22 protein-coding genes and 2 pseudogenes are annotated in these 22,224 nt (G+C 68.8%); 13 read left to right on the forward strand and 11 right to left on the reverse strand.

All coding sequences use genetic code 11. From position 1 onward, the window contains the following. From Q2100_RS17440 to Q2100_RS17475, 8 genes and pseudogenes are all read right to left on the reverse strand, one after another. A pseudogene (locus tag Q2100_RS17440) lies at positions 1-471 on the reverse strand (hypothetical protein); the annotation flags it as partial. Positions 472-481: 10 nt separating this feature from the next. Continuing rightward, entirely contained in the window at positions 482-1,606 is a 1,125-nt protein-coding gene (locus Q2100_RS17445; protein WP_264016139.1) for a hypothetical protein, read from the reverse strand. A gap of 99 nt (positions 1,607-1,705) precedes the next feature. Then, positions 1,706-2,872 carry a 17-hydroxy-3-oxo-4-pregnene-20-carboxyl-CoA lyase gene (locus Q2100_RS17450; RefSeq protein WP_264016138.1) on the reverse strand — a complete coding sequence of 389 codons (1,167 nt, stop codon included), beginning with the start codon at positions 2,870-2,872 and terminating at the stop codon, positions 1,706-1,708. Beyond that, entirely contained in the window at positions 2,869-3,285 is a 417-nt protein-coding gene (locus Q2100_RS17455) for a MaoC family dehydratase (RefSeq protein WP_302915085.1), read from the reverse strand. Before Q2100_RS17455 ends, Q2100_RS17450 begins: the two co-directional genes overlap by 4 nt. Beyond that, a complete protein-coding gene (locus Q2100_RS17460; protein WP_302915086.1) occupies positions 3,282-4,253 on the reverse strand; it encodes a bifunctional MaoC family dehydratase N-terminal/OB-fold nucleic acid binding domain-containing protein in 972 nt (323 codons plus the stop codon). Before Q2100_RS17460 ends, Q2100_RS17455 begins: the two co-directional genes overlap by 4 nt. 28 nt (positions 4,254-4,281) lie before the next feature. Beyond that, the gene (gene fadE29, locus Q2100_RS17465; RefSeq protein ID WP_264016135.1) at positions 4,282-5,445 is read right to left on the reverse strand and encodes an acyl-CoA dehydrogenase FadE29; all 1,164 of its coding nucleotides are present in this window, start codon (positions 5,443-5,445) and stop codon (positions 4,282-4,284) included. Further along, positions 5,430-6,455: an acyl-CoA dehydrogenase family protein gene (locus tag Q2100_RS17470; protein ID WP_302915087.1), complete on the reverse strand. Its 1,026-nt coding sequence runs from the start codon at positions 6,453-6,455 to the stop codon at positions 5,430-5,432. The genes fadE29 and Q2100_RS17470 overlap by 16 nt, the downstream gene beginning before the upstream one ends. A gap of 29 nt (positions 6,456-6,484) precedes the next feature. Next, positions 6,485-7,726, reverse strand: coding sequence for a cytochrome P450 (locus tag Q2100_RS17475; protein ID WP_302915088.1), 1,242 nt, complete (start codon positions 7,724-7,726; stop codon positions 6,485-6,487). A 120-nt stretch (positions 7,727-7,846) separates the two neighbouring features. Between Q2100_RS17475 and Q2100_RS17480 the strand changes: the two genes are divergently transcribed. The 4 genes from Q2100_RS17480 to Q2100_RS17495 are packed head-to-tail and all read left to right on the forward strand — an operon-like array spanning position 7,847 to position 10,372. Beyond that, positions 7,847-9,010: a steroid 3-ketoacyl-CoA thiolase gene (locus Q2100_RS17480; protein ID WP_302915089.1), complete on the forward strand. Its 1,164-nt coding sequence runs from the start codon at positions 7,847-7,849 to the stop codon at positions 9,008-9,010. After that, on the forward strand, positions 9,010-9,381 hold the full coding sequence (locus tag Q2100_RS17485; RefSeq protein ID WP_302915090.1) for a DUF8021 domain-containing protein: 372 nt from the start codon (positions 9,010-9,012) through the stop codon (positions 9,379-9,381). Before Q2100_RS17480 ends, Q2100_RS17485 begins: the two co-directional genes overlap by 1 nt. A gap of 10 nt (positions 9,382-9,391) precedes the next feature. Continuing rightward, entirely contained in the window at positions 9,392-9,871 is a 480-nt protein-coding gene (locus Q2100_RS17490) for a nitroreductase family deazaflavin-dependent oxidoreductase (protein ID WP_302915091.1), read from the forward strand. A 48-nt stretch (positions 9,872-9,919) separates the two neighbouring features. Then, positions 9,920-10,372: a nitroreductase family deazaflavin-dependent oxidoreductase gene (locus tag Q2100_RS17495; RefSeq protein ID WP_302915092.1), complete on the forward strand. Its 453-nt coding sequence runs from the start codon at positions 9,920-9,922 to the stop codon at positions 10,370-10,372. A 36-nt stretch (positions 10,373-10,408) separates the two neighbouring features. On the opposite strand, the gene Q2100_RS17500 is transcribed toward Q2100_RS17495, so the two are convergent. Then, on the reverse strand, positions 10,409-11,314 hold the full coding sequence (locus Q2100_RS17500; RefSeq protein WP_302915093.1) for an SDR family oxidoreductase: 906 nt from the start codon (positions 11,312-11,314) through the stop codon (positions 10,409-10,411). Between the two features lie 14 nt (positions 11,315-11,328). Next, positions 11,329-12,105: an SDR family oxidoreductase gene (locus Q2100_RS17505; RefSeq protein ID WP_264016127.1), complete on the reverse strand. Its 777-nt coding sequence runs from the start codon at positions 12,103-12,105 to the stop codon at positions 11,329-11,331. A gap of 67 nt (positions 12,106-12,172) precedes the next feature. Here Q2100_RS17505 and echA20 point away from each other — a divergent pair, with 67 nt between their 5' ends. From echA20 to ipdC, 4 genes are read left to right on the forward strand one after another with little or no spacing between them, the layout of a single operon-like run. Then, positions 12,173-12,937, forward strand: a complete 765-nt coding sequence (gene echA20, locus Q2100_RS17510; RefSeq protein WP_302915094.1) for a (7aS)-7a-methyl-1,5-dioxo-2,3,5,6,7,7a-hexahydro-1H-indene-carboxyl-CoA hydrolase — start codon at positions 12,173-12,175, stop codon at positions 12,935-12,937. Next, the gene (ipdA, locus tag Q2100_RS17515; RefSeq protein WP_302915095.1) at positions 12,934-13,812 is read left to right on the forward strand and encodes a cholesterol ring-cleaving hydrolase subunit IpdA; all 879 of its coding nucleotides are present in this window, start codon (positions 12,934-12,936) and stop codon (positions 13,810-13,812) included. The genes echA20 and ipdA overlap by 4 nt, the downstream gene beginning before the upstream one ends. Further along, positions 13,809-14,558 (forward strand): cholesterol ring-cleaving hydrolase subunit IpdB, encoded by a 750-nt coding sequence (gene ipdB, locus Q2100_RS17520; RefSeq protein WP_302915096.1) that lies wholly within the window; start codon positions 13,809-13,811, stop codon positions 14,556-14,558. Before ipdA ends, ipdB begins: the two co-directional genes overlap by 4 nt. After that, complete coding sequence (gene ipdC / locus Q2100_RS17525) at positions 14,555-15,625, forward strand: (3aS,4S,5R,7aS)-5-hydroxy-7a-methyl-1-oxo-octahydro-1H-indene-4-carboxyl-CoA dehydrogenase (protein WP_302915097.1); 1,071 nt, start codon at positions 14,555-14,557, stop codon at positions 15,623-15,625. The genes ipdB and ipdC overlap by 4 nt, the downstream gene beginning before the upstream one ends. An 81-nt stretch (positions 15,626-15,706) precedes the next feature. On the opposite strand, the gene Q2100_RS17530 is transcribed toward ipdC, so the two are convergent. Next, a complete protein-coding gene (locus Q2100_RS17530; protein WP_302915098.1) occupies positions 15,707-15,910 on the reverse strand; it encodes a zinc-ribbon domain-containing protein in 204 nt (67 codons plus the stop codon). A gap of 82 nt (positions 15,911-15,992) precedes the next feature. Here Q2100_RS17530 and Q2100_RS17535 point away from each other — a divergent pair, with 82 nt between their 5' ends. From Q2100_RS17535 to Q2100_RS17555, 5 genes and pseudogenes are all read left to right on the forward strand, one after another. Next, entirely contained in the window at positions 15,993-17,105 is a 1,113-nt protein-coding gene (locus Q2100_RS17535) for an NDMA-dependent alcohol dehydrogenase (RefSeq protein WP_302915099.1), read from the forward strand. 93 nt (positions 17,106-17,198) lie between these two features. Then, positions 17,199-18,503 carry an MFS transporter gene (locus tag Q2100_RS17540; RefSeq protein WP_302915100.1) on the forward strand — a complete coding sequence of 435 codons (1,305 nt, stop codon included), beginning with the start codon at positions 17,199-17,201 and terminating at the stop codon, positions 18,501-18,503. Positions 18,504-18,609: 106 nt separating this feature from the next. Beyond that, a complete protein-coding gene (locus Q2100_RS17545) occupies positions 18,610-20,073 on the forward strand; it encodes a condensation domain-containing protein (protein WP_302915101.1) in 1,464 nt (487 codons plus the stop codon). A 17-nt stretch (positions 20,074-20,090) separates the two neighbouring features. After that, on the forward strand, positions 20,091-21,482 hold the full coding sequence (locus Q2100_RS17550; RefSeq protein WP_302915102.1) for a hypothetical protein: 1,392 nt from the start codon (positions 20,091-20,093) through the stop codon (positions 21,480-21,482). Between the two features lie 96 nt (positions 21,483-21,578). Continuing rightward, positions 21,579-22,224, forward strand: a pseudogene (locus Q2100_RS17555) (hypothetical protein); the annotation flags it as partial.

The following is a 22,224-nucleotide window of genomic DNA, read 5'->3' on the forward strand; positions in this document are numbered from 1 at the left end:
CTGCGGCGCCCCCGCACCGGGGGTGCCCGCGCCCTGCGGCTGGGCAGGCTGACCGGCGGCCGGCGACCCACCGCCCTCGGGCTTCATGCCCTCGAACGCCTTCATCAGGGGCTGCATCAACTGACCGAACTGGCCGGTGAGACCACTGGCCTGCTGCCCGCCCTGACCGGCCATCTGGCTCATCTGACCGAGCTGACCCAGCATGCCGGTGAGCTGCCCGACCGCCTGGCCGCCCTGGTCATCGGCGTTGGTGTAAGCGGACTCGGCCGCGACCAGCTTGCCGGAGAACATGTTCTCCTTGGCCTGCAGCGTGGCGACGTTGGCGGTCAACGAGGCCGCCATCGTGGGCAGCACCCCCGCAATGGTCATGCTCATCGCGTCCTGGCCCGGCTGGATCATCGGGACCTCGGGCAATTCGACCGAGGCCGCGTTCCAGTTGATGCCTTCCGGCTTCTCCAATGGGCTGCCCACAGCTACTCCCTCACCACTCGTCGTCGTCGTCGACGTCGTCGTCGTACTCCAGGGGCGCCGGAACGGCCAGCGACGCCGTCGTCCCGCCGCTCGTGCCTCGTTGACCGCCGCCCATCATCGGGCCCATGCCACCGCCCATGCCGCTGGCACCGGCGGCCACCGGAGCCAAGCCGCCCGCGGCGGTGGCCGCTGCGGCCTCGGCCGGCGCGACGCTCACGGGATTGGTCTTGACCAGCGACGACATCAGCGGTGTCTGCGGCGAAACCCCGCCCGAACCGGGTGTCGACGCGGCCTTCACCATGCCGGAGCCGCCACCGGGTCCACCACCACCTGCCAGCGGATGCTTGGAGAACTGCGAGAACGGCGCGCCCGCCGGACCGATGGAATCCGCTTTGCCGCCCTTGCCGAACATCGACGTCAGCTGCTGCAGCGGCTGCGACAGCGTCTGCATCATCTGCTGCGGAACCTGCGTGACCATCTGGCCGATCTGCTGTGGCAGCTGCGCCGCCATCGAACCCATCTGGGTGGCCATCTGCATCATCTGCTGCATGCCCTGGCCGCCGCCCTCGCCGGCAGCCTTCGCGGCGTCCTCCGCTTCGTCCTTGCCCTGTGTCCCGGGTGCGGCGCCGACCATCGGGATGCTGGGCGGGACGGCCAACGTGTTGGCCAGCTCGGTGGTGTTGGCGGTGACGAACGCGATGTTCTGCGACAGCCCCATCTTGATGCGGCTCTGCACCAATTCCTGGGCGTTGCTGAACGGCATCATCGACAGCGCCTCGCACTCGCGCTGCACCTCGACGGCGATGGAGTTGGCCAGCAGCTTGGTCTTGACGACGGTGGCCTCCATGGCGCGCAGCTTCGCGGCGATCGCCGCCGCCTGGGCGCCGTTGGCCTCATGGCCGCCGATGATCGTGGTCGCCTCGCCCTGGGCGGCCAGCGAACCGCCGCCCATCCACTTCTCCGCGAGGCCCATCAGCTGGGTCTGCTGTTGCGGCACCACCGTGCCGGTGATCTTGGCCGCCAGTGCCTCGAACTTCGCCGCGGCCGCGGCCAGCTGTTCCTCGTCGACGTTCGGCCAGCCCGGCCCCGTCACCGTCTGTGAGCCGAACGGACTGCTCTCCGGCTGGATCGCCACTGAAACGGCCCCCTTACGCGTTCATCCGCCGTGTCATCCGACACTACCGTGTGCGTGGGTGTTTGCTGTGCAGCAATTTCGGGCCGCCGGGGCAGCGGGTCAGCCGAGGATCAGCCCCGACGTCGGCACCCCGGTACCTGCGGTGACGAGGACGTGCTCGACATCGGGCACCGGGTTCACCGACGTGCCGCGCAGTTGACGCACGCCCTCTGCGATGCCGTTCATCCCGTGGATGTAGGCCTCGCCGAGCTGGCCGCCGTGGGTGTTGACGGGCAGCCTGCCACCGACCTCGATGGCGCCGTCGGCGATGTAGTCCTTGGCCTCACCCCGGCCGCAGAAGCCGAGTTCCTCGAGCTGGATCAGCGTGAACGGCGTGAAGTGGTCATAGAGGATCGCGGTCTGGATGTCCGCCGGCGTCAGGCCGGACTGCTCCCAGAGCTGCCGGCCGACCAGCCCCATCTCGGGCAGCCCCAGCTCCTGCCGGTAGTAGCTCGTCATCGAGTACTGGTCGGGGCTCGAACCCTGCGACGCGGCCTCGATGACCGCGGGCCGGTGCTTGAGGTCCTTGGCCCGCTCCGCCGACGTGATCACCAGCGCGACACCGCCGTCGGTCTCCTGGCAGCAGTCCAGCAGCCGCAGCGGCTCGGCGATCCACCGCGAACTCTGGTGGTCGTCGATCGTGATCGGCTTTTCGTAGAAGTACGCCTTCGGATTCTTCGCCGCATGCTTGCGGTCCGCGACGGACACGGCGCCGAAGTCCCTGCTGGTGGCGCCCGACAGCTGCATGTAGCGCCTGGCGATCATCGCCACCTGCGCTGCGGGTGTCGACAGGCCGTGCGGATAGGAGAAAGAGTTGTCCACGCCGGTCGCGTCGGCGTTCTCCACCAGCCGCATCTGCACCTGGCCGAACCTCATGCCGGAACGCTCGTTGAACGCGCGGTAGGCCACCACGCAGTCGGCGACCCCGGTGGCCACCGCGATCGCGGCCTGCTGGACGGTCGCGCACGCGGCGCCGCCGCCGTGGTGAATCTTCGAGAAGAACTTCAGCTCACCGATCCCGGTCGCACGGGCGATCGCGACCTCGGTGTTGGAATCCATTGTGAACGTGGTCATGCCGTCGACGTCGGCCGGAGTCAGGCCGGCGTCGTCCAGCGCGTCGAGCACCGCCTCCGAGGCGAGCCGGAGCTCGCTGCGGCCGGAGTTCTTGGAGAAGTCGGTCGCGCCGATCCCGACGATCGCCGCCTTGCCCGACAGGGGTCCGCTCATGCGTTCCCTCCGATGGTCAGCGTGGCGTTGGCGATGACGTGATCGCCGAGACTGTTGCTGCCCACGATCTTCAGGGTGACGAGGCCGTCCTCGACGGCGGTGACCTCGCCCCTGAAGGTGACGGTGTCATAGGCGTACCAGGGCACGCCGAGCCGCAATCCGATGGACCTGATCATCGCGTTCGGGCCCGCCCAGTCGGTGATGTAGCGCTGCACCAGGCCGGTGTCGGTGAGGATGTTGACGAAGATGTCCTTCGATCCCTTGGCCTGCGCCTTGTCCCGGTCGTGATGGACGTCCTGGTAGTCACGCGTCGCGATCGCCGTCGACACGATGAACGTGGGGTCGCCGTGCAGCGCGAGTTCCGGCAGCTTCGTCCCGACCTCGAGTCCGGACACCACCTCCGCGGCGCTCATGCGGCCGGCTCCCAGGCGTAGAGCGTCCACGCCGGGCCCGAGTCACCGGCGGGGAAGTCGATGTATGTTGCGCGAACCGGCATTCCGATCTCCACGGTGGCGGGGTCGACGTTGCGGAGTTCGCCGAGCATGCGGACGCCCTCCTCCAGTTCGACCAGGGCGATGACGAACGGCAGCGTGCGGCCCGGGACCTTCGGGGCGTGGTGCACCACGAAGCTGAACACCGTGCCGGCACCGGATGCAACGACGTAGTCGGTCTGCTGCTCCTTGTCCAGCCACAGCGCGGGCACCGGCGGGTGCACCAGGGTGCCGTCGCCGCGCTTCTGGATGCGCAGCTCGTGCGCGTTGACGCCGTCCCAGAAGACCTTCGTGTCCTTCGACGACGAGGGCCGCATCATCTGATCGGCGTCCAGATCGTCGGGCACCGGCGCCGTGGCGGCCGCTCCGTCCTGATCAGCGGGCCTGAACTTCATGATGCGCCAGTTCATCTCGGCGACAGGGTTGTCGTGGTCGTCGCCCGCGGTCCAGGTGATCTTCTGGTTGATGAAGTAGCCCTCGCCGAGCGCTGTGCGCTTCGGCCCGATCACGTCGGTGAGTTCGGCGCTGATGCTGACGTCCTCGCCGGGCCGCAGGTAGCGGTGGTAGGTCTGCTCGCAATTGGTGGCGACGACGCCGACGTAGCCCGCCTCGTCGAACAGGTTCATCATCTTGCTCAGCGGATCGTCGTCGGAGCGGCGACCGTTCAGGCCCGCCATCGTCCAGACCTGGATCATGGCCGGCGGAGCCACGATTCCCGGATGGCCTGCTGCCTGCGCCGCCGCCTCGTCGACGTAGATCGGGTTGGTGTCGCCGATCGCGTCCACCCAGTGCCGGATCATCGGCTGGTTCACCGGATCAGGTCCGACGCGCGGCTCGCTGCGGCCCGCTGCCTTGATCTCGTCAATGGCAGCGGAGAAGTCGGCCGTCACCGTGTTGAACTTTCTTCGCGCAAGCGGCTCATCGTGGCACCCTCGGCACCTGCAAGCCCGCCGCCGCGATCATCTCGCGCATCACCTCGTTCACTCCACCGCCGAACGTGATGACCAGGTTGCGCTTGGTCTGGCTGTCCAGCCAGTCGAGCAGTTCACCGGTCGCGGACTCCGCCGGGTTGCCGTACTTGCCGACGATCTCCTCGGCGATCCGGCCCACCTTCTGGATGCGTTCCGTGCCGAACACCTTGGTGGCCGCAGCGTCGGCGACCAGGATGGTCTCGCCGCCGGCCGCGACCTGCCAGTTGAGCAGTTCGTTGATCCGCCAGATGGCCTTGATCTCGCCGAGCAGGCGCTTGACGTCGTCATGGTCGATCGGGGTGACGCCGTCGCCACCCGGCTTGGACGCCCACGCGTGCACCCGGTCGTAGATCGCGGCGACCTTGCCCGCCGGGCCCAGCATGACGCGCTCGTGGTTGAGCTGGGTGGTGATCAGCTTCCACCCGGCGTTCTCCTCGCCCACCAGCATGTCGGCCGGCACCCGAACATCCTCGTAGTAACTGGCATTCGTGTGGTGGGCGCCGTCGGACAGGATGATCGGGGTCCACGAGTATCCCGGATCCTTGGTGTCCACGATCAGGATCGAGATGCCCTTGTGCTTCGCGGCCTCGGGATCGGTGCGCACCGCCAGCCAGATGTAGTCGGCGTCGTGCGCGCCGGTGGTCCAGATCTTCTGGCCGTTGACGATGTACTCGTCGCCGTGCCGCACCGCCGACGTACGCAGCGACGCAAGGTCGGTGCCCGCCTCGGGTTCGGAGTAGCCGATCGCGAAGTGCACCTCGCCGGCGAGGATGCCCGGAAGGAACTTCTTCTTCTGCGCCTCGGTGCCGTACACCTGCAGCGTCGGACCGACGGTCTGCAGGGTCACCGCCGGCAGCGGCACGTCGGCCCGGGCCGCCTCGTTGACGAAGATCGACTGCTCGACCGGTCCGAGCCCAAGGCCGCCGAACTCCTTGGGCCAGCCCATGCCCAGCTTGCCGTCGGCGCCCATGCGCTTGATGACGGCGCGGTAGGCCTCGTTGTGCCGGTCGGACTCCATCGCCTCGGCCTCTTCGGGCGTGATGAGCGTCGAGAAGTACTGGCGCAGTTCGGCTTGCAGCTGGCGCTGCTCGGGGGTCAGTTCGATGTACATTGCGCTCCCACCAGTTCGAGACGATGCGAGGGACCGCCCAGCAGCCGGGTCAGGTCCTTGATCGTGGAGTAGTAGCGGTCCATCGGGTAGGTGATGTCCATACCCATGCCGCCGTGCAGGTGATGACACGTCTGCATCACCGGCGGCGCCTGTGAGGTCAGCCAGTACCCCAGCACGTCGAGGTCTTCGTCGGCGTCCCTGCCCTCGGCCAGCCGCCACACCGCCGAGGTCGACGCCAAGGCCAAAGTGCGGGAGGCGATGTACACCTCGGCGAGCTGGGCGGCGACCGTCTGGAACGTCGACAGCGGCCGGCCGAACTGGTGGCGGTTGGCCACGTAGTCGGCGGTCAGCCGCAGCGCGCCGGCGACGAGACCCGCCGCGAACGCACCCGTCGCCGCCAGCACGAGCTGGTTGACGCGGTGCACCGAGTCCGGTGTCGCGCCGAGCACGTCGGCATCGGGCACCGCCACGGCGTCGAACGTCACCGCGTACTCATCGGAGTGGTTGGCCGCTGGTGTCCTGGTCAGCGTCACCCCGTCGGCCTTCGGCGACACCACGACGACACCGCTGTCGGTGGTGACGGTCAGCCAATCCGCCTGTTCGGCATAGGGAACGCCGATCTTGGTGCCCGTCAGCTTGCCGCCGGAAAGGCGGGTCGACGGACGTTCGGGCAGCGAACTGCCCGGCTCGTTCAGCGCCGCCGTGAGCACGCCACCCTTGGCGACGCCGGCCAGGAACCGGTCCTGCTGCTCGTCGGACGCCAGATCGAGCAGCGGCAACAGCCCGAGTCCCAGCGTCGCGAGCGCCGGGCTGACGGTGCCGTGCCTACCGATCTCGGTGAGCGCGGTGGTGATCTCGGGCAGACCGAGCCCGTCACCACCGAGACGTTCGGGCACCCCGAAGGCGACGACGCCGCCGTCGACCAGCGCCTGCCAACTGTTGTCCCGGCCGAGCGCCGATGTCACCACGTCGGCGACAGCCTGCTGCCCCTCGTCTGGGCTGAAATCCACCCGAATCCTCCTTGATTCAGCGCACGGAGCTAGCGCGTGGCCCCGGTGTAATCGACGTGCCAGTGCTTGATGCCGTTGAGCCACCCCGAACGTAGCCGTTCCGGCTCGCCGATGGGCTTGAGATCCGGCATGTGGTCGGCGACCGCATTGAAGATCAGGTTGATGGTCATCCGCGCGAGGTTGGCGCCGATGCAGAAGTGCGCACCGGTGCCGCCGAAGCCCACGTGCGGGTTCGGGTCGCGCAGGATGTTGAAGGCGTGCGGGTCCTCGAAGACCTCGTCGTCGAAGTTGGCCGAGCGGTAGGACATCACCACCCGCTGCCCCTTCTTGATGGTGACGCCACCCAGCTCGACGTCCTCGTTGGCGGTGCGCTGGAACGCCGAAACCGGTGTGGCCCAGCGGATGATCTCGTCCGCCGTGGTGGACGGGCGCTCCTTCTTGTACAACTCCCACTGGTCGGGGTGCTGCGACAGCGCGATCATGCCGTGGGTGATCGAGTTGCGGGTGGTCTCGTTGCCCGCCACCGCCAGCATGATCACGAAGAAGCCGAACTCGTCGTCGGAGAGCTTCTCGCCGTCGATGTCGGCCTGGATAAGCGTCGTGACGATGTCGTCGGTCGGGTTCTTGCCCCGCTCGTCGGCCATCGCCATGGCGTACATGATGAGTTCCATCGAGGACTGCGCGGGATCGACATCGGCGAACTCGGGGTCCTCGCCGCCGGTCATCTCGTTCGACCAGCGGAACAGCTTGTCGCGGTCGTCCTGCGGCACCCCGAGCAGGCCGGCGATGGCCTGCAGCGGCAACTCGCAGCTGACCTGCTCGACGAAGTCGCCGGAGCCCGCCGACGCGGCGGTCTTGGCGATGTTCTGCGCGCGCTGCGAGAGCTCCTCCTCGAGCCGCCCGATCGCCCGCGGCGTGAACCCGCGCGAGATGATCTTGCGCAGCCGGGTGTGGTGCGGCGCGTCCATGTTGAGCATCACGCTGCGCTGCAGTTCGATCTGCTCGAACTGCATCTCCTTCGGCCAGACCGGGATCGCCCCGTTCTGCCAGCTGGAGAAGACGTCGCTGCGCCGCGACACCTCTTTGACGTCGGCGTGCTTGGTCACCAGCCAGTAGCCCTTGTCACCGAAGCCGCCGGTGCCGTCGGGCACCTCCACCCAGTGGATCGGCTCGGACTTACGCAGTTCGGCCAGCTGCTCGACGGGCAACGCCTCGAGGTTCACGTCGGGATCGAGGAAGTCGAAGTCGGCCGGGATGTTCGGGGGTGCCATAGGTATGCGCTCCTAATTGCAACGTGTTCTAGTGCCAGTAAAACACGGCTACACCGCAGATCAAAGGCATCAGTCGATCCCCGCTTGTCAGACTAATGAAACGTGTTCTAGCCTGGCGGAATGGGTAACCCTGTCATCGTCGAAGCCACCCGCAGCCCCATCGGCAAGCGCAACGGATGGCTCTCCGGCCTGCACGCCACCGAGTTGCTCGGCGCGGTGCAGAAGGCCCTCGTGGAGAAGGCCGGCATCGATCCCGCCGAGGTGGAACAGGCTATCGGCGGCTGCGTCACGCAGTACGGCGAACAGTCCAACAACATCACCCGGGTGGCCTGGCTGACCGCGGGGCTGCCCGAGCAGGTGGGCGCCACCACGATCGACTGCCAGTGCGGCAGCGGCCAGCAGGCCAACGGCCTGATCGCGGGCCTGATCGCCGCGGGCGCCATCGACGTGGGCATCGCCTGCGGCATCGAGGCCATGAGCCGTGTCGGCCTCGGCGCCAACGCCGGACCCGACCGGTCCAGGATCCGCGCCGAGTCGTGGGACATCGACATGCCCAACCAGTTCGAGGCCGCCGAGCGCATCGCCAAGCGGCGCGGCATCACCCGCGAGGACATCGACGCGTTCGGGCTGGACTCGCAGCGCAAGGCCGCCCAGGCGTGGGCCGAGGGCAGGTTCGACCGCGAGATCAGCGGGATCGAGGCGCCCGTGCTCGACGAGAACAAGCAGCCCACCGCCGAGCGCCATGTGGTGACCCGCGACCAGGGCCTGCGCGACACCACCGCCGAAGGCCTCGCCGCGCTGAAGCCGGTGATGGAAGGCGGCATCCACACCGCGGGGACCTCGTCGCAGATCTCCGACGGCGCCGCGGCGGTGCTGTGGATGGACGAGGACAAGGCCAGGGCGCTGGGCCTCACGCCGCGGGCGCGGATCGTCAGCCAGGCGCTCGTCGGCGCCGAGCCCTACTACCACCTCGACGGCCCCGTGCAGTCCACGGCGAAGGTGCTCGAGAAGGCCGGCATGAAGATCGGTGACATCGACATCACCGAGATCAACGAGGCGTTCGCGTCGGTGGTGCTGTCATGGGCCCGCGTGCACGAGCCCGACATGGATCGCGTCAACGTCAACGGCGGAGCGATCGCGCTGGGGCACCCGGTGGGCAGCACCGGCAGCCGGCTGATCACCACGGCGCTGCACGAGCTCGAGCGCACCGACAAGACGACGGCACTGATCACGATGTGCGCCGGCGGGGCACTGTCCACCGGCACGATCATCGAGCGGATCTAGTGCCCATCACCGACACCGACCGGATCGCGGCCGCGCAGTCCTACATCGACGCGCTGGTGAGCCACCGGGCCGACACCGTCCCGTTCGCCCCCGACTGCACCCGAGTCGAGATCGGCGTCAAGACCGGCTTCTCCGGAGATCATCTGCGGCGCAGCCTGAACCGCGGACCGCAGTACAAGGTGATCAAGGAGACCACCACACCGGAGTTCACCGTCGACGGCGACCGGGTGCGTGCCCGCTTCGACCTGGTGACGAAGCCCCATGTCGGCGGAGTGCGGGTGGGCGCCCACATCGACGAGACGTTCCACATCCCCGCCGACGGCCTGATCCACCGCATCGACGCCCGCATCCGCCCGTTCATCGCCAGATAGGTTGACCGGTATGGCCGAACCCTCACGCCCGTTGAGCGGGAAACAGATCGAGAGCCTGAACTCCGCCAAGGTCGGCACGGCGATCAAGTGGATGTCGAAAGCTCAGACCTGGCTGTTCAAGAAGTCCAACGGCAAGCTCGGCAACAAGTTCCTGCGCGGCGCCGAGGTCGGCATCCTGACCACCACCGGCCGCAAGTCCGGCGAGCCGCGGGACAGCCCGCTGTTGTTCCTGCAGGAGGGTCGGCGCATCGTGCTCGTCGCCTCGCAGGGCGGCCGCGCCACCAACCCGATGTGGTACCTGAACCTGAAGGCCGACCCGAAGGTCAGGTTCCAGACCAAGGCCGGGGTGTTCGACCTGATCGCGCGTGACGCCACCGACGCCGAACGCGACGAGTACTGGCCGAAGCTGGACGCGATGTACGCCGACTTCGCCAACTACCGGTCCTACACCGACCGCAAGATCCCGATCGTCATCTGCGACCCGGCCTGACGCCGTCCGGGGCGTTTGCGAGCCGCCGTCACGGGCTATGTACCGGCCATGGCCGACGATTCGCACCCGATCCGCAATTCGGGCTTGGTCAAGTGGGCGATGAAGTCGTTTGCCCGGGGCCACATCTGGGTGTACCGCAGCACGGGCGGACGGCTCGGCTCCCGGCTGCTGTGGTTCCCGGCGGCCCTGCTGACGACGACCGGGCGGAAGTCGGGCCTGCCGCGCACCACCCCGACGCTGTATCTGCGCGACGGCGAGAAGGTGGTGCTGCCCGCGACGTTCGGCGGGCGCGCCACCGATCCGGTGTGGTACCTGAACCTGAAGGCGAATCCGAAGGTGCACGTCCAGGTGGGGCAGCAGCAGCGGGAGATGACCGCGCGCGACGCCACCGAGGAGGAGCGCGAACGCTACTGGCGGTACCTCACGAAGATCTATCCGCCCTACCGCAATTATCGCGACGCGACCGACCGGGTCATCCCGCTGGTGGTCTGCGAACCGTGACGAACAGCCCGGGCACGGGCTTCCGACTACCGGCGCTCAGGCGCCGAACACCGGTAGCGGCGTCCGCGACTTCGCGAGCAGATCGCTGACGACCGGGCCCAGCTCCGCCGGATCCCACCGAGCGCCCTTGTCGATCTCTGCGCCCCGCGCCCAGCCCTCGGCGACGCGGATGATGCCGCCCTCGACCTCGAACACCCGGCCGGTCACGTCCTTGGACTCGGCGCTGCCCAGCCACACCACCAGCGGCGAGATGTTCTCCGGCGCCATGGCATCGAAGTCCTTGTCCTGGGTGGACATCATGTCGGCGAACACCGTCTCGGTCATGCGGGTGCGCGCGGACGGGGCGATGGCGTTGACGCTGACGCCGTAGCGTCCCATCTCGGCGGCGGCCACCAGGGTCAGGGCGGCGATGCCGGCCTTCGAGGCGCTGTAGTTCGCCTGTCCCACACTGCCCTGAAGGCCCGCACCGGAGCTGGTGTTGATGATGCGGGCGTCTCGGGCGTCGCCGGCCTTGGACTGGGCGCGCCAGTAGGCCGCCGCGTGCCGCATGGTGGCGAAGTGACCCTTGAGGTGGACGGCGGTGACGGCGTCGAATTCCTCCTCGCTGGTGTTGGCGAACATCCGGTCGCGGACGATGCCCGCGTTGTTCACCAGCACGTCGAGACCGCCGAAGGCGTCGACCGCGGTCTGGATCAGGCCCTCGGCCTGCGACCAGTCGGCGACGTTCGCCCCGCTGGTGACGGCTTCGCCACCGGCGCCGGCGATCTCGTCGACGACGCTCTGCGCCGCACTGCCGCCGCCCGCCGGCGAGCCGTCGAGGCCGACTCCGATGTCGTTGACCACCACGCGCGCGCCCTCGGCGGCGAATGCCAGCGCATGCGCCCGGCCGATCCCGCCGCCGGCACCCGTCACGATGACCACGCGGCCGTCGAGAAGTCCCATCCCTGTTGTCTCCCTTATCGCTTGATGTCGGCGGTGGTGGTCGCCAGATAGTGCGGCGGCTCACCGCCGCCGTGAACTTCCAGTGATGCGCCGCTGATGTAGGACGCGGCGTCCGACGCCAGGAACGCGGTGGCCCAGCCGACGTCGGCCGGGGTCGCCAGCCGGCCGAGCGGAACGTTGCGTGAGATCGCGGCGATGGAATCGGCGTCACCGTAGAACAATTCGGACTGTTCGGTCTCGACCATGCCCACCACCACGGAGTTCACCCGCACCTTCGGCGCCCACTCGACGGCAAGGGTGGTGGTCATGCTCTCCATCCCCGCCTTCGCCGCGCCGTAGGCGGCGGTACCGGGAGTGGGCCGACGGCCGCTGACACTGGCGATGTTGACGATCGACCCGCCGCGGTCCTGGGTCTGCATCACGGCGTTGGCGTGCGTCGAGAGCGACAGCGGGCCGAGCAGATTCAACCCGACGATCTTGGCGCTGAACTTCGCCGAGGCCTCGGCGGCCGGCACGTACGGCGATCCGCCCGCGTTGTTGACCACGACGTCGATGCGGCCGTGGCGTTCGACGATCGCGTCGATCAGGGCCTTCACCGAGTCGTCGTCGCGGACGTCGCAGGAGTGGAACTCGTAGGGCAGGCCGTCCACCGGACGCCGGGCGCATGTCACGACCGTGGCGCCCTGACCTGCGAACACGGCGCTGATACCGGCGCCGACTCCGCGTACCCCACCGGTCACCAGAACGACCCGGCCGGCGAGTTGCAGGTTGATTCCAGCGGCGTCGGTCACTGTGCTAGCGTACCAAGCAAGTGCTTGCTTAGGTAGCGACCCCTATGAAGTGCATCAGGAGTCATTGATGACCATCACGTCCCAGACCGTCGAGCCGGGCATCGTCTCGGTCACCGTCGATTACCCACCTGTCAACGCGATCCCGTCGCGCGGCTGGTTCGAACTCGCCGACGTACTCACCGCGGCGGGCCGCGACACCGCGACCCACGTGGTGATCCTGCGCGCCGAGGGCAAGGGCTTCAACGCCGGCGTCGACATCAAGGAGATGCAGAAGACCGAGGGCTTCACCGCCCTCATCGACGCCAATCGCGGTTGCTACGAGGCATTCCGGGCGGTGTACGAGTGTGCCGTGCCGGTCGTCGCGGCCGTCAACGGATTCTGCGTCGGCGGCGGCATCGGGCTGGTGGGCAATGCCGACGTCATCGTCGCGTCCGACGACGCGACGTTCGGGCTGCCCGAAGTGGAGCGCGGCGCCCTCGGCGCGGCCACCCACCTCTCGCGGCTGGTGCCGCAGCACATGATGCGCCGGCTGTTCTTCACCGCAGCGAGGGTCGACGCGGCCACGCTGCACCACTTCGGCTCGGTGCACGAGGTGATGCCGCGCGCGGACCTCGACGAGGCCGCTCTGCGCGTCGCACGGGACATCGCGTCGAAGGACACCCGCGTGATCCGTGCCGCGAAGGAAGCGCTCAACTTCATCGACGTGCAACCGGTGAACGCCAGGTACCGCATGGAGCAGGGCTTCACATTCGAGCTGAACCTCGCGGGTGTCTCCGACGAGCACCGAGACGCCTTCGCGGGAACGAGCAAGAAGGACGGGGGGAAACAATGAGCGACAAGACAACGACGCTCGACGAGGCCGTCGCCTCCATCGAGAGCGGCATGACGATCGGCATCGGCGGCTGGGGATCCCGGCGCAAGCCGATGGCGCTGGTGCGGGCGCTGCTGCGCACCGATGTCACCGACCTCACCGTCGTCGCCTACGGCGGACCGGACCTCGGGCTGTTGTGCTCGGCGGGCAAGGTCAAGAAGGTGTACTACGGCTTCGTGTCGCTGGACTCCCCGCCGTTCTACGACCCGTGGTTCGCCAAGGCCCGGACGTCCGGCGCCATCGAGGCCCGCGAGATGGACGAGGGCATGTTGCGCTGCGGCCTGCAGGCGGCCGCACAACGGCTGCCGTTCCTGCCGATCCGCGCCGGCCTCGGCAGCGACGTCCGGGCGTTCTGGGGCGACGAACTCAAGACGGTGCGTTCGCCCTATCCGACCGGCGACGGCTACGAGGAGCTGGTCGCCATGCCCGCGTTGAATCTCGACGCCGCCCTGGTGCACATGAATCTCGGTGATGCCGCGGGCAATGCGGCCTACACCGGCATCGACCCCTACTTCGACGACCTGTTCCTCATGTCGGCCGAGCGCCGGCTGCTGTCGGTCGAGCGGGTGGTCGGCACCGATGAGCTGGTGAAAGCCGTACCGCCGCAGGCGCTCCTGATCAACAGGATGATGGTCGACTCGGTGGTCGAGGCACCCAACGGCGCCCACTTCACCACCGCCGAACCCGACTACCGGCGCGACGAGAAGTTCCAGCGGCACTACGCCGAGGCCGCCGGGTCCGACGAGAGCTGGGCGGCATTCGTCGACACCTACCTGTCCGGCAGCGAGGCCGACTACCAGGCCGCGGTGCGAGACTTCAAGGAGCAGAACTCATGACCTCCGCGACCCGAGCCGAGGTGTGCGCCGTCGCGTGCGCCGAACTGTTCCGCGACGCCGGCGAGATCATGGTCAGCCCGATGGCCAACATGGCGTCGGTGGGCGCCCGCCTGGCGCGGCTGACCTTCTCCCCCGACATCCTGCTGACCGACGGGGAGGCCCGCCTGCTGGCCGATACGCCCGCCCTCGGCGCCACCGGCGCGATCGAGGGCTGGATGCCGTTCGGCCGGGTCTTCGAGACGCTGACCTGGGGGCGCCGCCACGTCGTGATGGGCGCCAACCAGATCGACCGGTACGGCAACCAGAACCTCTCGGCGTTCGGCCCGATCCAGCAGCCGAAGCGGCAGATGTTCGGCGTCCGCGGCGCACCCGGCAACACCATCAACCACGCGACCAGTTACTGGGTCGGCGGACACAGCTCGCGGGTGTTCGGCGAGTCCGTCGACATCGTGTCCGGAATCGGCTGGGACAAGGTCGATCCCGAGAACCCCGCGTACCGGTTCACCAACGTGTTCCGGGTGGTGAGCAACCTCGGGGTGTTCGACTTCAACGGCCCGGACCGGCAGATGCGTGCGGTGTCGCTGCACCCCGGCGTCGACGCCGGCCAGGTCGCGGAGAACACCGCCTTCGAGGTGCACGGCCTCGATTCGGCCGAGCCGACGCGGCTGCCCACCGACGACGAGCTGCGCCTGATCCGAGAGGTGATCGACCCGAAGTCGCTGCGTGACCGGGAGATCCGGTCGTGACTCGGCTCAAGACGCCGCTCACCGAGCTGGTCGGTATCGAACATCCGGTGGTGCAGACCGGCATGGGCTGGGTCGCCGGTGCGCGGCTGGTGTCCGCGACCGCCAACGCCGGCGGGCTGGGCATCCTGGCGTCGGCGACGATGACCCTCGACGAACTGCAGACCGCCGTGACCAAGGTCAAGGCGACGACCGACAAACCGTTCGGCATCAACATGCGCGCCGACGCCGGTGACGCGAACGAACGGGTCGACCTGCTCATCTGCGAGGGCGTCAAGGTGGCCTCGTTCGCGCTGGCGCCCAAGCCCGAGCTGATCGCCCGCCTCAAGGACGCCGGTGTGGTGGTGATCCCGTCGGTCGGCGCTGCCAAGCACGCCAAGAAGGTGGCCGGCTGGGGCGCCGACGCGGTGATCGTGCAGGGCGGCGAGGGCGGCGGACACACCGGCCCGGTCGCGACCACGCTGCTGCTGCCGTCGGTGCTCGACGCCGTCAAGGACACCGGCATGCCGGTGATCGCGGCGGGCGGGTTCTTCGACGGCCGCGGGTTGGCCGCGGCCCTGTCCTACGGCGCGGCCGGCGTGGCGATGGGCACCCGTTTCCTGCTGACGTCGGATTCGACGGTGCCCGAAGCGGTGAAGAGGCGCTACCTCGAGGCCGCACTGGACGGCACGGTGGTGTCGACCCGGGTGGACGGGATGCCGCACCGGGTGCTGCGCACCGGACTGGTCGAGAAGCTCGAGAGCGGTTCTCCCGTGCGGGGCCTGGCCGCGGCGGTCGGCAACGCGCAGAAGTTCAAGAAGATGACCCAGATGAGCTGGCGGTCGATGATCAGCGACGGTATGGCGATGCGACACGGCAAGGACCTCACCTGGTCGCAGGTGGTGATGGCCGCCAACACCCCGATGCTGCTCAAGGCCGGCCTGGTCGAGGGCAACACCGATGCCGGTGTGCTGGCGTCGGGTCAGGTGGCCGGGATCCTCGACGACCTGCCGTCGTGCGCGGAGCTGATCGACACCATCGTTAACGACGCCGTGAAACACCTGCAGGCCGCGGTCTCCTACGTGCAGTAACCGCTCCAGTGTCTCGCCGAACGTGAACCCACGGCGAAAATCCGGGCCGAAAATCGCCCTGACCGCACACTCGGCGAACGGCTAGACCGCGACGGCGGCGCCGCAGATGCCGCAGGCCTCGAAGTTCCGGCGGTTCCACCGGGCCACCGGCACGAAGAACAGCGTGAACTGCTTGAACTCCCGCATCCGCGCCCACTGCGTGGTGTTGTGGCAGCGCGGGCAGGTCCGCATCTCCCCCGCGCCGAGGTGCTTCTGCTTGGTGCCGAAGCCGAAGATGAAGAGCATCACTTCACCCTGGGATTCGCGCGTTCCGGCGGTGTCACGCAAACGGCTATGCCCCGCGCTGCACGTTCCTACACTCGCCAGCATGAAGATGGACGCCGCGGTCCTGTGGGAAGTCAATGGCGATTGGACGGTCGAGGAGGTCGACCTCGACCCACCGCAGGACGGCGAGGTCCTGGTCTCGTTCGAGGCGACCGGCCTGTGCCACTCCGACCACCACGGCCGCACCGGCGACTTCCCGGGCCCGATGCCCGTGATCGGCGGGCACGAGGGCGCGGGCATCGTGCAGGAGGTCGGTCCCGGCGTTCGCGACCTGAAACCCGGCGACCACGTCGTGGCGTCGTTCCTGCCCGCCTGCGGCCGCTGCCGATGGTGCGCCAGCGGCAGGCAGAACCTGTGCGATCTAGGCGCGCTCATCCTCAACGGCACCCAGCTCGACGGCACCTACCGGCGACACATCGGCGATGTGGACGTCAACGTCGCGCTGCTGCTCGGCACGTTCGCCCAGTACGGCGTGGTCTCCGAGGCGTCGGTGGTCAAGATCGACAACGACCTGCCGCTGTCGCGGGCCTGCCTGATCGGCTGTGGCGTGACCACCGGCTGGGGCTCCGCGGTCAACACCGCGGACGTCCGGCCCGGCGACACCGTGGTGGTCATCGGCCTCGGCGGGGTCGGCAGCGGCGCGGTCCAGGGCGCCCGGTTGGCCGGCGCGGAGCGGATCGTCGTCGTCGACATCGTGGCCGACAAGCGGGAGAAGGCGCACGAGTTCGGCGCCACACACTTCGCGACGTCGATGGCGGAGGCCACCGCGCTGGTGGCGGACCTGACCAAGGGCGTCATGGCCGACTCGGCGATCCTCACCGTCGGGCTGGTCGAAGGGCCGATGATCGGCGAGGCCCTCGACATCATCCGCAAGGGCGGCGCGGTGGTGCTCACCGGCATCGCCGCGATGGCCGACGTGACGCCGACGCTGCCGATGGCGATGTTCACGCTCTTCCAGAAGCGGCTGCTGGGCAGCCTGTACGGCGAGGCCAATCCGCGCGCCGACATCCCGCGGCTGCTGAGCCTGTACCGGTCAGGACAGCTGCTGCTCGACGAGACCGTCACCCACGAATACAAGCTCGGCGAGATCAACGAGGCCTACGACGACATGCTGGCCGGGCGGATCATCCGCGGCGTCGTGGTGCACGACCACTAGCTGAGCGAAACGCGCACAACTCGCAGATCGCCCGCTACGCGGGTTGTGCGCGCAACCACGACGTGCGTCGGCGCCGCCCATAACTTGAGCCGCATGACCACACTGACCAGTCCGGCGTCGATGAAGCGCGTGGCCGTCGCGAGCTACGTGGGCTCGGCGATCGAGTACTACGACTTCTACGTCTACGGCACCGCCGCGGCGCTGGTGTTCCCCCGGGTGTTCTTCCCGCACCTCAGTACCACGATGGCGACGGTCGCTTCGATGGCCACCCTGGCGGCGGCGTTCGTCTCGCGTCCGGCCGGCGCTGCGTTCTTCGGTCACTTCGGCGATCGGTTGGGCCGCAAGGCGACGCTGACCGCCACGCTGCTCATCATGGGCCTGTCGACGGTCGCGGTCGGGCTGGTGCCCGGCGCCGCGACCATCGGCGTGGCGGCGCCGGTGCTCCTGCTGGCATTGCGACTCGCGCAGGGCTTCGCCGTGGGCGGGGAGTGGGCGGGCGCCGCGCTGTTGGCCACCGAACACGCGCCGGCCGAAGCCCGCGGACGGTACGGCATGTTCACCTCGCTGGGCGCGGGCAGCGGGTTGACGTTGAGCAGCCTGGTGTTCCTCGCGGTCAACTCGACGATGGGCGAGACCAGCCACGCCTTCCTCGACTGGGCGTGGCGAGTGCCGTTCCTGTTCAGCATCGTCCTGGTCGCGGTCGCCCTGTACGTGCGCCTCAACGTCGCCGAGACGCCGGTGTTCGCCGAGCAGCTGTCCCACGGCGGGCCCGCGAGGGCTCCCGTCGCCGACCTGTTCACCCATCAGCGCCGTGAGGTGCTGCTGGCCGCGGGCAGCATGGTCGGGTTCTTCGCATTCGGCTACATCGCGAACGCGTACCTGACCGGTTATGCCCATACCGGGCTTGGCTTCTCACCTGACCTGATCCTGGGCATCAACGTTCTCGGCGGTGTCACGGCGATGACGTTCTGCGCACTGGCGGCGACAGCCTGCGACCGCTTCGGGCGCCGCCGCGTCATCATGGGGGCGTTCGCCGCGGGCGTGCCGTGGGCATTCGTGCTCTTCCCGCTCGTCGACACCGGCGACACCGTCTGGTACACCGTGGCGATCGTCGGCACGTACGCGATCGCGGGTGCGGCGTACGGCCCGATGGGGGCCTTCATCACCGAGACGTTCGCGACCCGGTACCGGTACAGCGGCGCGGGTCTGGCACTCAACATCGCCGGGCTGGTCGGTGGCGCGATACCCCCGCTGATCGCCGCACCGCTGACCGCCACCTTCGGCGCCGTCGGGATCGGCACCCTGCTCGGTGTCCTCGTCGTCACCAGCCTCGTCAGCACCTACCTGCTGCCCGAGACGATGGGCGCCGCGCTGAGCACAACGCACGAAAGCAGTTAATCGCCCACTTCGCGACTAGTGCGCACAAGCGAGCCACAGCTCATCGAGCGTCCTAGGTTCAGACCAGAAGCACACGCAAACGCACTCGGATTCAGGGAGTTTCGACATGGTCGCACTGGGCAACATCAATGGCTGGCAGCCGTCGGACGGCCCGGTCACCACGTGGATGGCCTCGCCCGCCTCGCGCGCCGCCGCCCTGACCGCCGGCCGTAGCGACATCCCGCCGACCTACCAGCGGGCCCATCACCTCCAGAAGGCCTACGACAGCAAGGCGACCGGCAGGCAGCTCCCCCGCCTGATGGTGGTGGCCTGGGATGTCCACGGCGTCTGCGACATCGCGGCGATGACGACAGCGATCAACGCGCACGTCCGCAGGCACGACGCCTACCACGACTGGTTCGAGTACCAGGACGGCGCCTTCGTGCGCCGGATGATCGAGGATCCCGAGGCGATCGACCTCGTCCCGGTGGAATTCGGCTACATGACGGAGGACCAGGTGCGCACGCACGCGCTGACGACGACACCCGAGACCCTGCAGTGGGATTGCTTCACCTTCGGCATCGTGCAGCACGCCGGGCACTTCACGTTCTACGCCAGCATCGACCACCTCCACATCGACGGCACCTCCGCCGGGCTGATCTTCTTCGACATCCACCTGCTCTACCACCACCTCGCATCGGGCGGCGGGCAGGTGGACGGCGAACTCGCCCCGGTGAGCAGCTACCGCGACTTCGCCGTCCGCCAGCACGCCGCGCTGGACGCCCTGACCGAGTCCTCGACCGAGGTGCAGGAGTGGATCGACTTCGCGCAGGACGCCGACGGCGACTGGCCGAGTTTCCCCCTGCCGATCGGTGACACCCACGGCGACAACACGGGCAGCTTCGTGACGGTCGAGATGCTGAACGACACCGCCACCGAGGCGTTCGACACCGCGTGCCGGGCCGCAGGCGCGCGATTCGTCGGCGGCATGATGGCCTGCGCCGCAATGGCCGAGCGTGAACTGGCGGGAACCGAGACCTTCCGCGGCTTCACGCCGTATGACACCCGCACACCGGGCGTCGACGCGATGACGGTGGGCTGGTTCGCCAGCCTGTTCCCCGTCACCGTCCCGGCAGCGAGCCGCGTGTTCTCCGATGCCGCACGGGCGGCACAGGCATCGTTCGACGCGGCCAAACACCTCGCCGGCGTGCCGATCGACCGCGTGCTCGAACTGGCGGCAGCGGCGGGCATCGAGATCAAGCCGCCGAAGCGGCCGCTGATGATGTTGTCGTACATGGACTTCCGCAAGATCCCGGTCGCCGCCCTGTGGGACGAGACCAACTTCGGCACCTACGGCGACAACCTGAACTACGGCGAGATCAACATCTGGATCAACCGGCACGCCACCAAGACCACGATCACCGTGTCGTATCCGGACAACGCCGTCGCGCGAAAGTCGGTGCACCGCTACATCGCGACGCTGAGCCGGGCGTTCGCCGATGCCGCTCAGACCACCGCGGAGTGGATCGAGCAGGTCGCCCATCACGCCAACACGAGTGACTCGTGCGTCGTGTGCACGAGCGCGAACTGACAGGAACGGAACAAGACATGGACGCCGAAGAGAAGACCAACGTACTCGACCTGGTGGACCACACCATCTTCAGCCTCGAGCGGGCCGCCGGGACCACCAGCCTGATCCAGTGCGTGTGGGTGTACGACCGGCCGGTCGACATCGCCGGACTGCGGCGGTTCCACCACCATCTGCAGCGGGGCCGGCTGGCGCGTCGCATCGAGGTCTCCCCGCTGCCGTTCGGCCGGTACCGCTGGGTCTCCCCCGGCGGGCACTCCGGGTTGGAGGTCGTCGCGACGCCGCGGCCCCGGGCCGCGTTCGACGGCTGGCTTGCCGAGCAGGCCGAGGCCGCCCTGGATGCCGAACACGGACCCGGGTGGCACCTCGCCGTGCTGCCGTTCACCGACGGCGGCACCGGGATCAGCCTGGTCGTCTCACACTGCCTCACCGACGCCGTCGGCCTGTGCGAAGCGGTCGCGGACGCGGCGTCCGGTGTCGCCACCACACTGAACTGGCCCCCGGCACAGTCGCGTACGCGCTGGCGCGCCATCCGCGAGGACGCCGGCCAGACCCTTCGCGACGTGCCGGGTATCGCTCGCGCCGCCGCCGCCGCGGCCCGGTTAGTCAGAGGTGGCTCCGGCGCAGCAGAGCAGGCCGACGCGCCGGTCGCCCCCGCGGCGGAGGTCGATGAACCCGTCACCGTCCCCTCGGCCACGGTCTTCGTCGACGCCGCCGACTGGGATGCCCGCGCCGCCGAGCTGGGCGGCACCAGCAACACGCTGCTCGCGGCCGTCGCCGCCCGCCTCGCCCAGCGGGTGGGCCGCGTCGCGGCGGACGGTTCGGTCACCCTGACGATGCCGATCAGCCGGCGGTGCGCCGGCGACACCCGCGCCAACGCGATCACCAACGTCGACATCGTCGTCGACCCCGCACCCGCGGCGACGGATCTGCGCCCGATCCGCACCGCGACGAAGCGGGCGCTGACACGCTCGGCAGATCAGCCGGACGAGCGGTGGACACTGCTGCCGCTCATCCCCCTCACCCCTGAGCGCCTCCGCAGGCAATGGGTGGGCGCCGCCACCAACAGCGCGGCGAGCGTGGGCGCATCGAATGTCGGCCTCGTCGCTGCAGCCGTCAATCGTCCCGACGGCACCGACGCCGACCACTTCGCCATGCGATCGCTGCAGTCGGGGATGACCACCGCGATGCTGCACCGGCAGGGCGGCGTGCTGTCGGTGCTGTCCGGACGCGCGGGCGACCGGGTCTTCATCTCGGTGGTGGGCTATCAGCCGCAGCAGCCGGGCTCGGATGAATCGCTGCAACAGCACATCTCGGACACACTCCGCGATTTCACACTGATGCCGACCGCTGGATGGCACCGGGCGCCGGCCGCCGCGCAGAATGCGCACAACCGCGGGAATCGAGACTAATCCCGACTATCGCCCACAAGCGCGACCCGGGGACCAGACCGCCGTAGGTTCGAAATCACTGAACGAAACCGGTTCACCGGAAGGGACTTACGGAACATGAGCAACGTCCTCGATCTCTACGACCAGACGACCTTCGCCGGTGAGCGCGCGACCGGCACCACCAACATGCTGCAGTGCATCTGGATGTACGACCGCGCCCTCGACACCGACGGGCTCCACCGCTTCTACCGCAACCTCCGGCAGGGCCGGCTGTCGCGCCGCATCGAACCGTCTCCCCTCCCGTTCGGCCGCCACCGCTGGGTGTCGGCGAGCGGCCGCTCCACCCTCGAGATCGCCGAGACGCCACGGCCGCGGGCAGATCTCGACGCGTGGCTGGGTGAGCAGACCGCGACCGTCCTCGACGCCGAGGACGGACCCGAATGGCACCTCGCAGCCCTGCCCTTCACCGACGGCGGCGCCGCCGTGAGCCTGGTCATCTCCCACTGCCTGACCGACGGTGTCGGGCTGTGCGAGGCGCTGGCGGACGCGGCGTGCGACCGCCCCGACCCGATCGCCTGGCCGGCCGCCGGTGCGCGGCCGCTGTGGAGGGCACTGGCCGAGGACGTCCGCCAGACCGCACGCGACATCCCCGCCGTCGGCCGCGCCGCCGTCTCCGCAGCACGCTTCGCCACGCGCAGCAGTGCCTGCGACGCACCGGCCGCCGCGCCCTGCACCGGGTCCGACCAGCCCATCGCCTTCCCGA

The sequence above is a fragment of the Mycolicibacterium arseniciresistens genome (genome assembly GCF_030519285.1).
In the GTDB taxonomy this organism is placed as follows: Bacteria; Actinomycetota; Actinomycetes; order Mycobacteriales; family Mycobacteriaceae; genus Mycobacterium; species Mycobacterium arseniciresistens.

Bases quoted from the DNA above. Each gene is read 5' to 3' on its own strand.
- Q2100_RS17450 (WP_264016138.1), bottom strand. From the start codon at position 2,872: ATGAGCGGACCCCTGTCGGGCAAGGCGGCGATCGTCGGGATCGGCGCG.
- Q2100_RS17455 (WP_302915085.1), bottom strand. From the start codon at position 3,285: ATGAGCGCCGCGGAGGTGGTGTCCGGACTCGAGGTCGGGACGAAGCTG.
- fadE29 (WP_264016135.1), bottom strand. From the start codon at position 5,445: ATGTACATCGAACTGACCCCCGAGCAGCGCCAGCTGCAAGCCGAACTG.
- Q2100_RS17475 (WP_302915088.1), bottom strand. From the start codon at position 7,726: ATGGCACCCCCGAACATCCCGGCCGACTTCGACTTCCTCGATCCCGAC.
- Q2100_RS17480 (WP_302915089.1), top strand. From the start codon at position 7,847: ATGGGTAACCCTGTCATCGTCGAAGCCACCCGCAGCCCCATCGGCAAG.
- Q2100_RS17490 (WP_302915091.1), top strand. From the start codon at position 9,392: ATGGCCGAACCCTCACGCCCGTTGAGCGGGAAACAGATCGAGAGCCTG.
- Q2100_RS17495 (WP_302915092.1), top strand. From the start codon at position 9,920: ATGGCCGACGATTCGCACCCGATCCGCAATTCGGGCTTGGTCAAGTGG.
- Q2100_RS17500 (WP_302915093.1), bottom strand. From the start codon at position 11,314: ATGGGACTTCTCGACGGCCGCGTGGTCATCGTGACGGGTGCCGGCGGC.
- echA20 (WP_302915094.1), top strand. From the start codon at position 12,173: ATGACCATCACGTCCCAGACCGTCGAGCCGGGCATCGTCTCGGTCACC.
- ipdA (WP_302915095.1), top strand. From the start codon at position 12,934: ATGAGCGACAAGACAACGACGCTCGACGAGGCCGTCGCCTCCATCGAG.
- ipdB (WP_302915096.1), top strand. From the start codon at position 13,809: ATGACCTCCGCGACCCGAGCCGAGGTGTGCGCCGTCGCGTGCGCCGAA.
- Q2100_RS17530 (WP_302915098.1), bottom strand. From the start codon at position 15,910: ATGCTCTTCATCTTCGGCTTCGGCACCAAGCAGAAGCACCTCGGCGCG.
- Q2100_RS17535 (WP_302915099.1), top strand. From the start codon at position 15,993: ATGAAGATGGACGCCGCGGTCCTGTGGGAAGTCAATGGCGATTGGACG.
- Q2100_RS17540 (WP_302915100.1), top strand. From the start codon at position 17,199: ATGACCACACTGACCAGTCCGGCGTCGATGAAGCGCGTGGCCGTCGCG.
- Q2100_RS17545 (WP_302915101.1), top strand. From the start codon at position 18,610: ATGGTCGCACTGGGCAACATCAATGGCTGGCAGCCGTCGGACGGCCCG.
- Q2100_RS17550 (WP_302915102.1), top strand. From the start codon at position 20,091: ATGGACGCCGAAGAGAAGACCAACGTACTCGACCTGGTGGACCACACC.